The organism is Kitasatospora sp. MBT63 (assembly GCF_000710465.2).
Taxonomy (GTDB): Bacteria; Actinomycetota; Actinomycetes; order Streptomycetales; family Streptomycetaceae; genus Kitasatospora.
Window position 1 is genome coordinate 1 of record NZ_JAIZ01000670.1, and the last position, 8,371, is coordinate 8,371.

Consider the following 8,371-nt stretch of genomic DNA (forward strand, 5'->3'; position numbering starts at 1 on the left):
CCTCCGGGCGGTGGGGCGCCGCCCGGACGGGCCGGGCGGCTGGACCGGTGACGTAACCGGCCGCCGCGGCGCGCTAACGGCCGCGCCCGGCCCGTGACCCGGGCGGGCGACCGCGACCCCTCGACCGGCCCCGTACGGCGGGCCCCCGCGCCCGGTTCAGCCGGCCGGTACCGTCACCCGCTGGGCGAGCAGGGCCCGGGCCCGGGCGAGCGCGGCCCCCGGATCCCGCAGGCCGGTGTAGACGCAGACCGTGTACAGGGCGTCCTCCCGGCGGCGGTGCGCCGTCCGGTCGGTGGCGGGCCGTCCGGCCAGGGCGTCCAGCTCGCGGACGAGTCGGGCGAGGGCGGTGTAGTCGATCAGCGGCATGGAACCACTCCGTTGCGAAGGCGGTGTGTCGGGTTTGGCGCTACCCCGGCCCCTCGCGGGCAACCACGCGGACCGGCGGGTGTCCGACTTCTCCCCCGGCTCCCTCCCCCATCGGCACACAATGTCCACATTCCGCCCGGTCCGGTGGGATTCGCCCGCCGGGTCGGCCACTCGGAGGGCCGTCCCCGGGCGGCTCCCCCGATCGGCCGCAAAAAAGGTGGCGCAAGATTGTTTCGAATGGCGGCGGCCGGTGGATCGCCGGACACTCGAAAGTCCCGGGGGGCATCTCGACGTATTGAGAGGCGACCCGTGAAATCACGACCCACCGGGATTGTCGTCGCCGCGGCGGCGGCTTCCCTCGCTCTGGCGCTCAGCTCCTGCGGCAGCGCCGGCCAGTCCACGTCCGCCTCGTCCTCCGGCTCCGGCTCGGGGACGGGCACGGTGAAGATCGGCCTGCTCCTCCCGGAGTCCAAGACCACGCGGTACGAGCAGTTCGACAAGCCCCTGATCGAGCAGAAGATCAAGGAGCTGGTCCCGAACGCGCAGATCGACTACTACAACGCCAACCAGGACGCGACGCTCCAGCAGACCCAGGTCGACACCGCCCTCACCAAGGGCAACCAGGTGCTGATCCTGGACGCGGTGGACGCCAAGGCCATCCAGTCCTCGGTCCAGAAGGCGCACGACGCCGGCGTCAAGGTGGTCGCCTACGACCGGCTGGCGCAGGGGCCGGTCGACTCGTACGTCTCCTTCGACAACCACAAGGTCGGCGAGCTCCAGGGCCAGGCCCTGGTGGCGGCCGTCGGTGACAAGGCCTCCGCCGGCAAGATCATCATGATCAACGGCTCGCCCACCGACCCCAACGCGGCCGACTTCAAGGCGGGCGCGCACAGCGCCATCGACGGCAAGCTCACCGTCGGCAAGGAGTACGACACGCCGAACTGGGACCCGAACAACGCCAACCAGGAGGCCGCCGCGGGCATCACCGCGATCGGCGCCCCGAACGTGGTCGGCGTCTACTCGGCCAACGACGGCATGGCGGCGGGCATCGCGACCGCCCTCAAGGCGGCCAACCTCAGCGTCCCGCTGACCGGTCAGGACGCGCAGCTGGACGCCGTCCAGCGGATCCTGGCCGGCACCCAGACGATGTCGATCTACAAGCCGTACAAGCCGGAGGCCGACACCGCCGCCCAGATGGCCGTCGCCTTCGCCCAGGGCAAGTCGCTGACCTCGGAGGTGGCGTCCGCCAAGGCCACCAGCGGCAGCGGCCAGGCGGTCCAGTCCAACCTGATCACGCCGATCGTGCTCACCAAGGACAACATCAAGTCCACCGTGGTCGCCGACGGCCTGTACACCGTGGCCCAGATCTGCACCCCCGACTACGCCGCCGCCTGCGCCGCAGCCGGTCTGCAGTAACCCCCACCGTCCGGAGGAGTTGATAGCCATGGCGGGTCCTCCCGTGCTGGCACTGCGCAGCGTCTCCAAGCGGTTCGGCGCGGTGCAGGCCCTCACCGAGGTCGAGTTGGACGTGGCGGCCGGCGAGGTGGTCGCCCTGGTTGGCGACAACGGCGCCGGCAAGTCCACCCTGGTGAAGGCGATCGCCGGGGTCAACCAGCCCGATGAGGGTGTGATCGAGTGGGAGGGCCGGCCGGTGGTGATCCACCGGCCGCAGGACGCCCAGCACCTGGGGGTCGCGACGGTCTACCAGGACCTCGCGCTCTGCGACAACCTCGACGTGGTCGGCAACCTCTTCCTCGGCCGGGAGCTGAGGCGGTTCGGCGTGCTCAACGAGGTCGGCATGGAACGGCGCTCGCGCGAGCTGCTGGACACCCTGTCGATCCGGATCCCGAGCGTGCGGATCCCGATCGCCTCGCTCTCCGGCGGTCAGCGCCAGGTGGTCGCCATCGCCCGCGCCCTGATCGGCGAACCCAAGATCGTGATCCTCGACGAGCCGACCGCCGCCCTCGGCGTGGAGCAGACCGCCCAGGTCCTCGACCTGGTGGAGCGCCTGCGCGACCGGGGGCTCGGGGTCATCCTGGTCAGCCACAACATGGCGGACGTGATGGCGGTCTCCGACAGGGTCGCGGTGCTGCGCCTCGGCCGTAACAACGGAGTCTTCGACGTCCGCTACACCAACCAGCAGGAGATCATCTCCGCCATCACGGGAGCCACGGACAACGCCGTGACCCGGCGCCAGTCCCGCGGCCAGGAGGGGGTGTCATGAACGGTGACGACCACCGGGAGCCGGGCCACGTCCCGCTCCCCGAGGACAGCATGTCCAGGGACGGGGTGAACGCGCCGGTCCCGGTCGCGCACGACGCGATCCCCGCCGTCGACCCCCGGCTGATCGTCCGCCAGGAGGGCATCTCCGGATACCTGGGCGAGTTCAAGCGCCGCCTGAGCAGCGGTGAGCTGGGCTCGCTGCCGGTGGTGCTGGCCCTGATCGTGATCTGGGCCGTGTTCGGCAGCCTCGACAGCAGCTTCCTGTCGGCACAGAACCTGTCCAACCTCTCGCAGCAGATCGTCGGCACCGGCATGATCGCCATCGGCGTGGTGTTCGTGCTGCTGCTCGGCGAGATCGACCTGTCGGTGGGCTCGGTCAGCGGCCTGTGCGCCGCGATCTTCGCGGTGCTCGACGTCACCCACGGCGTCAACCAGTGGGTCGCGCTGGTCGCCGCCCTGGTCGGCGGCGCCCTGGTCGGCCTGATCCAGGGCCTGTTCTTCGCCAAGGTCGGCGTGCCGGCCTTCGTGGTCACCCTCGCGGGCAACCTGGGCTGGAACGGCCTGATGCTGCAGATCCTCGGGTCCAGCGGCACCATCAACCTGTCCGGCAACGACATCGTCTCCCGGCTGTACTCCACCATCTACAGCAAGACCATCGCCGCCTACGGCACCGCCGCGATCGGGGTGGCGCTGTTCCTGGTCGCCTCGCTGCTCGACGCCAGGCGGCGGCGGGCGGCCGGGGTGCCCTCCCGTCCGCCCGCGGACATCGCGCTGCGGACGGTGGCGCTGGCGGTGGTGGCCTTCGCGGCCGCGTACACGCTCAACCAGTACAAGGGGCTGCCGCTGGCGCTGCTGATCTTCCTGATCTTCATCGTGGTGCTGGACTTCGTGCTCCGCCGGACCACCTACGGGCGCCAGGTCTTCGCACTCGGCGGCAACATCGAGGGGGCCCGGCGGGCCGGTATCAACGTGTCCTGGACCAGGATCTCGGTGTTCATGATCTGTTCCACCATGGCGGCCGTCGGCGGCCTGTTCCTGGCGGCGCAGATCCAGTCCGCCAGCCAGACCTCCGGCGGCGGCAACCTGCTGATGAACTGCATCGCGGCGGCCGTCATCGGCGGCACCAGCCTGTTCGGCGGGCGCGGCTCGACCTGGTCGGCGCTGCTCGGTGCGCTGGTGATCGGCTCGATCCAGTCCGGGATGAACATCATGGGCCTGAGCAACGCCATCCAGTTCATGATCACCGGCGCGGTGCTGCTGGCCGCCGTGGTGATCGACTCGCTGTCCCGCAAGACCCAGAAGGCGGCCGGCCGCGCCTGAGCCGCCACCGCCGCCACCGCGCCCCCTCGCCGCCCGGCGAGGGGGCGCGTCGCGCGCTCCGCCGCGCGCTGGTGCGATCGGATGACCCGCCCGGCCGCACCCGGCCTGTCGGGCCGGGAGCGGCCGCGGGGGCCGCCAGGATGCGGCCATGATTCGCACACGTCATGCCGCCGCGGCCGCCCTCGCGGCGGGCACCGCGCTGCTGCTCCCGCTGTTCCCCGGCCGGGCCGTCCCCGCCGCGGCCGCCGTCCCGCAGGCCGGGCAGGCCCTGGTGCGTCCCGTACCGCCGGCCGACCGGGTGTCCGCCTACCTGGACCGCATCCGGGACCGGCCGCAGGAGCTCCGGGCGTTCTTCGAGGCCCTGCCCAAGGGCGGTGACCTGCACAACCACCTCTCCGGGGCGGCCTCCACCGAGCTGCTGATCCAGCTCGCCGCCGAGGACGGGCTGTGCATCGACACCGCCACCTCGACCGCGGTCGTCGGCGGCCCCTGCCCCGCGGGCAGCCGCCCCGCGGCCGACGCCGTCACCGACCCCGCCTTCCGGCAGCAGGTGATCCGGGCCTGGTCGATGCAGGACTTCGTGCCCGGCGCCGAGTCCGGCCACGACCACTTCTTCGCCACCTTCGGGAAGTTCGGCGAGGCCTCCTGGCGGCACCCCGGCCGGATGCTGGCCGAGGTCACCGACACCCTCGCCCGGCAGAACCAGTCCTACCTGGAGACCATGTCGACGCCCGCGTCCGGCGGGGCGGCGGCACTGGCCGCCAAGGTCGGCTTCGACAGCGACCTCGCCGCGCTGCGCGCCAGACTGCTGGCCGACGACCAGATCGGCGCCCTGGTGCGGACCGCCTCCGGCGAGGCCGACGCGGCGCTGACGGAGTTCCGGGCCACCTCGCACTGCGACGGCGACGACCCCGCACCCGGCTGCGCCGTGACCGTACGGTTCATCTCGCAGGCCTCCCGGGCCTCCACACCCGCCCGGGTCTTCACCCAGCTGCTGCTCGGCATGGAACTCGCCCGGCACGACCCGCGCTACGTCGCGGTCAACCTGGTCCAGCCCGAGGACGCGCCCGCCTCGCTGGAGAACTACCGGCTGCAGATGCAGATGCTGGACTACCTGCACGGCGAGTACCCCGAGGTGCACATCACGCTGCACGCCGGTGAGCTGGTACCCGGCCTGGTCAAGCCCGAGGACCTGCGCTTCCACATCCGCGAGGCGGTGCTCACCGGGCACGCCGACCGGATCGGCCACGGCGTCGACCTCGCCCACGAGGACGACCCCGAGGGGCTGCTGCGCACCATGGCCGCCCGGCACGTCCTGGTGGAGGTGCCGCTGACCAGCAACGAGCAGATCCTCGGGGTCAGCGGCCCGGAGCACCCGTTCCCGCGCTACCTCGCAGCGGGCGTCCCGGTGGCGCTGGCCACCGACGACCCGGGCGTCTCGCGCGGCGACATCACCACCGAGTACCAGCGGGCCGCGCTCACCTACGGCCTGGACTACCGGGTGCTGCGCGACCTCGCCCGGGCGTCGCTGGAGTACGCCTTCCTGCCCGGCCGCAGCCTGTGGGCCGACCGGGACGGCTACCGGCCGGCCGCCGAGTGCGCCCACGACCCGCTCGGCGAGGACGAGCCGAGCGCGGCCTGCGCGGCGCTGCTCGACGACAACCCCAAGGCCGAGCTGGAGTGGCGCGAGGAGTGCGCGTTCCGGACCTTCGAGCAGGCGGTGCTCGGCCGCCAGTCCTGACGTGCCGGAGCCCCGGCCGGTCCGCGGAGGGACCGGCCGGGGCTCCTGACGTGCCCGCTACTCGCTCTTGATGGCGTCCAGGACGTTCAGCCGGGCGGCCCGGCGGGACGGCCAGGCGGCGGCCAGCAGGCCGATCGCCGCGGCCAGCACCAGGAACAGCAGGATCTGCGCAGGCGGCACCACCGTGGTCAGCTCCTTGAAGTCCCCGGCCACGGCCCGGTTCCCGGCCCAGGCCACCACCACGCCCAGCCCGATGCCGACCGCCGCGCCGAACAGCGCGATCAGCAGCGACTCCAGCCGGACCATCCGGCCGACCCCGCGCCGGTCCAGGCCGATCGCCCGCAGCATGCCGATCTCGCGGCGCCGCTCGAAGACCGACATCGCCATCGTGTTGACCACACCCAGGACCGCGACCACCACGGACATGCCCAGCAGGCCGTACATCATGTTCAGCACGTCGGTCACCATCTGGCGGGACTCGGCCTTCAGGTCCGCCTCGCCCTTCACCGAGATCAGCGGGTTGCCGCCGGTGGCGTCCTTGATGGCCTGCTTCAGCTCGGCGTCCGGGCCGTGCGCGCCCTTGACCAGGACCTTCTCCAGCCCGGCGCCCTCGGCGTGCGGGGCGATGAGCGAGTCCGGGGCGATCAGACCGGCCAGCGTGCCGGTGGACTCCACCACCCCGCCGATGGTCAGCTTCTCCTTGGCGCCGTCCTCGTAGACCACGTCCACGGTGTCGCCGGTCCTGACGTGCTGCCCCTTGGCGTAGCCCGTGCTGACCAGCAGCTTGCCCTGCTTCAGGGCGTCGGCCGAGCCTTCGGTGATCTTCACGGTGGCGACCTCGGCGATGGACGCCCCGTCGACGCCGGTCAGCCAGGTGGACTCCCCGTTGACCTCGGCCGGGACCATCCGCTCCCCGCTGCTGGCGGTGACCCCGGACGCCTTGGCGATCTGGGCGCCCACCTCGGGCGAGAGCATCGAGTAGTTGGCCATCGAGACCACGTAGTCGGCCTTGACATCCACCCCGGACGCCTTGTCCACGGCGTGGTTGACGGAGGCGCCGACCACGGTGAGCGCGGTGATCAGGGTGACGCCGATGGTGAGCGCCGAGGCGGTGGCCGCCGTCCGGCGGGGGTTGCGCAGCGCGTTCTCCCGGGCCAGCTTGCCCGGGGTGCCGTACAGCTTCTGCAGCACCGGGGAGAACAGGGCGATCAGCGGCCGCGACAGCAGCGGGGTCAGCACGAAGACGCCGATCAGCAGGGCCGCCGCACCCAGGCCCACCTGGTCGGTCGACTTGCCGGTCGCCCCCGCCAGCAGACCGCCGACGCCGACGGCGGTGATCAGCCCGCCGATAACGTTGCGCACCAGCAGGCCCTTCGGGGTGGCGGGCTGCTCGGCGCTGCTCATCGCGGCGACCGGGGCGATCCGGGCCGCCCGGCGGGCGGGCAGCCAGGCCGCCAGCACCGTCACGACCACGCCGACCGCGACCGTGGTCAGCACGGTGCCGGGGGCCAGCACCAGCGGACCGTCGGGGAGGTTGGCGTCCATCGGGCCGTTCACCACGGCCTTGAGACCGACCGCGATCCCGACACCCGCCAGCAGGCCGGCCGCCGAGGCGACGGTGCCGATCAGCAGCGCCTCGATCAGCACCGAGCGGGTGATCTGGCGGCGGGCGGCGCCCACCGCGCGCAGCAGGGCGATCTCCCGGGTGCGCTGGGCGACCAGCATGGTGAAGGTGTTGGCGATGATGAAGACGCCGACGAACAGCGAGATCCCGGCGAAGGCCAGCAGGGCCCGGTTGAGGTTCTTGGTGCCCTCGGTGATCATCCGGTCCTGCTCGGCGGACAGGTCGGCACCGGTCCGCGCGGTCAGCGACCCGCCCGCGGGCAGGGCCTGCTGAACGGCGGTCAGCAGCGCCCGGTCGTCGGTACCGGGCTTGGCCCGCAGGTCGATGTCGTTGAACTGACCGGGCTTCAGGTAGAGCTTCTGCGCGGTGGCGGTGTCGAAGGCGGCGAGTGAACCGCCCGCCTGGACCCGCGGGTCGTTGGTGGTCAGCAGGCCGGTCAGCTTGAGGTTCATCACCGGGCCGTTGACGGCCACCCGGACGGTGTCGCCGACGTGGTAGCCGCCCTTGGACGCGGTGCGGGTGTCGAGCGCGACCTCGCCCTCGCCCTTCGGTCCGCGGCCCTCGCTCAGCGGGTAGCGGGCATCGGTGCCGTCGGCGCCCGGTACGTAGTTGGTACCGGCGGTGGAGAAGCCGTCGCCGATCAGGCTGCCCTTGCGGTCGGCGATACCGGCGAAGCCGGACACCACACCGCGGGCCTCGGCCGCGCCGGGCAGTGCGGCCAGCTTCCGGCGGACGTCCTCGGTCAGCTCCGGGCCCGCGGGGCCGCGGCCACCACGTCCGTACCCCTGGCTGACGGCGCCGGAGTCGCTGACGGTCACGGCGATGTCGGTGTAGCTCTTGGCGTTCTGGGACTTGAGCGCGGCGCCGAGGGTGTCGGTGAAGACCATGGTGCCGGCGACGAAGGCGGTGCCGAGCATGATGGCGAGGGCGGTCATCAGCAGCCGGCCCTTGTGGGCCAGCACGTTGCGTAGTGCGGTGCGGTACATGGGTGGGTGTCCTGGTCTGTGGTGGGGCGGACGGGTGCCGGGGCCGCTGGTGGCGGTGGTCAGCTGTCAGCGGGTGTCAGCTGGTGCGGCCCTTGGCGTCGAAGCGGCGCA

The 8,371-nt window shown here is 72.3% G+C and carries 6 protein-coding genes; 4 read left to right on the forward strand and 2 right to left on the reverse strand.

Going from position 1 to position 8,371, the window contains the following annotated elements; all coding sequences use genetic code 11:
- Positions 1-156 precede the first annotated feature (156 nt).
- Complete coding sequence (locus tag AA75_RS35165) at positions 157-366, reverse strand: DUF5133 domain-containing protein (RefSeq protein WP_033824440.1); 210 nt, start codon at positions 364-366, stop codon at positions 157-159.
- Between the two features lie 309 nt (positions 367-675).
- On the opposite strand from AA75_RS35165, the gene AA75_RS35170 reads away from it, so the two are divergent.
- From AA75_RS35170 to AA75_RS35185, 4 genes are all read left to right on the forward strand, one after another.
- Positions 676-1,782, forward strand: coding sequence for a sugar ABC transporter substrate-binding protein (locus AA75_RS35170; RefSeq protein WP_033824441.1), 1,107 nt, complete (start codon positions 676-678; stop codon positions 1,780-1,782).
- Between the two features lie 28 nt (positions 1,783-1,810).
- Entirely contained in the window at positions 1,811-2,590 is a 780-nt protein-coding gene (locus AA75_RS35175) for an ATP-binding cassette domain-containing protein (RefSeq protein ID WP_033824442.1), read from the forward strand.
- A gap of 50 nt (positions 2,591-2,640) precedes the next feature.
- Positions 2,641-3,909, forward strand: a complete 1,269-nt coding sequence (locus tag AA75_RS35180; RefSeq protein WP_033824445.1) for a sugar ABC transporter permease — start codon at positions 2,641-2,643, stop codon at positions 3,907-3,909.
- Positions 3,910-4,057: 148 nt separating this feature from the next.
- Positions 4,058-5,650, forward strand: a complete 1,593-nt coding sequence (locus AA75_RS35185) for an adenosine deaminase (protein WP_033824443.1) — start codon at positions 4,058-4,060, stop codon at positions 5,648-5,650.
- Positions 5,651-5,707: 57 nt separating this feature from the next.
- On the opposite strand, the gene AA75_RS35190 is transcribed toward AA75_RS35185, so the two are convergent.
- Positions 5,708-8,260 carry an ABC transporter permease gene (locus AA75_RS35190; RefSeq protein ID WP_033824444.1) on the reverse strand — a complete coding sequence of 851 codons (2,553 nt, stop codon included), beginning with the start codon at positions 8,258-8,260 and terminating at the stop codon, positions 5,708-5,710.
- Between the last annotated feature and the right edge of the window lie 111 nt (positions 8,261-8,371).

What these genes read in the sequence shown, in the direction of transcription:
- AA75_RS35190 (WP_033824444.1), bottom strand. Translation starts at nt 8,260, where the DNA reads ATGTACCGCACCGCACTACGCAACGTGCTGGCCCACAAGGGCCGGCTG.
- AA75_RS35180 (WP_033824445.1), top strand. Translation starts at nt 2,641, where the DNA reads ATGTCCAGGGACGGGGTGAACGCGCCGGTCCCGGTCGCGCACGACGCG.
- AA75_RS35165 (WP_033824440.1), bottom strand. Translation starts at nt 366, where the DNA reads ATGCCGCTGATCGACTACACCGCCCTCGCCCGACTCGTCCGCGAGCTG.
- AA75_RS35175 (WP_033824442.1), top strand. Translation starts at nt 1,811, where the DNA reads ATGGCGGGTCCTCCCGTGCTGGCACTGCGCAGCGTCTCCAAGCGGTTC.
- AA75_RS35185 (WP_033824443.1), top strand. Translation starts at nt 4,058, where the DNA reads ATGATTCGCACACGTCATGCCGCCGCGGCCGCCCTCGCGGCGGGCACC.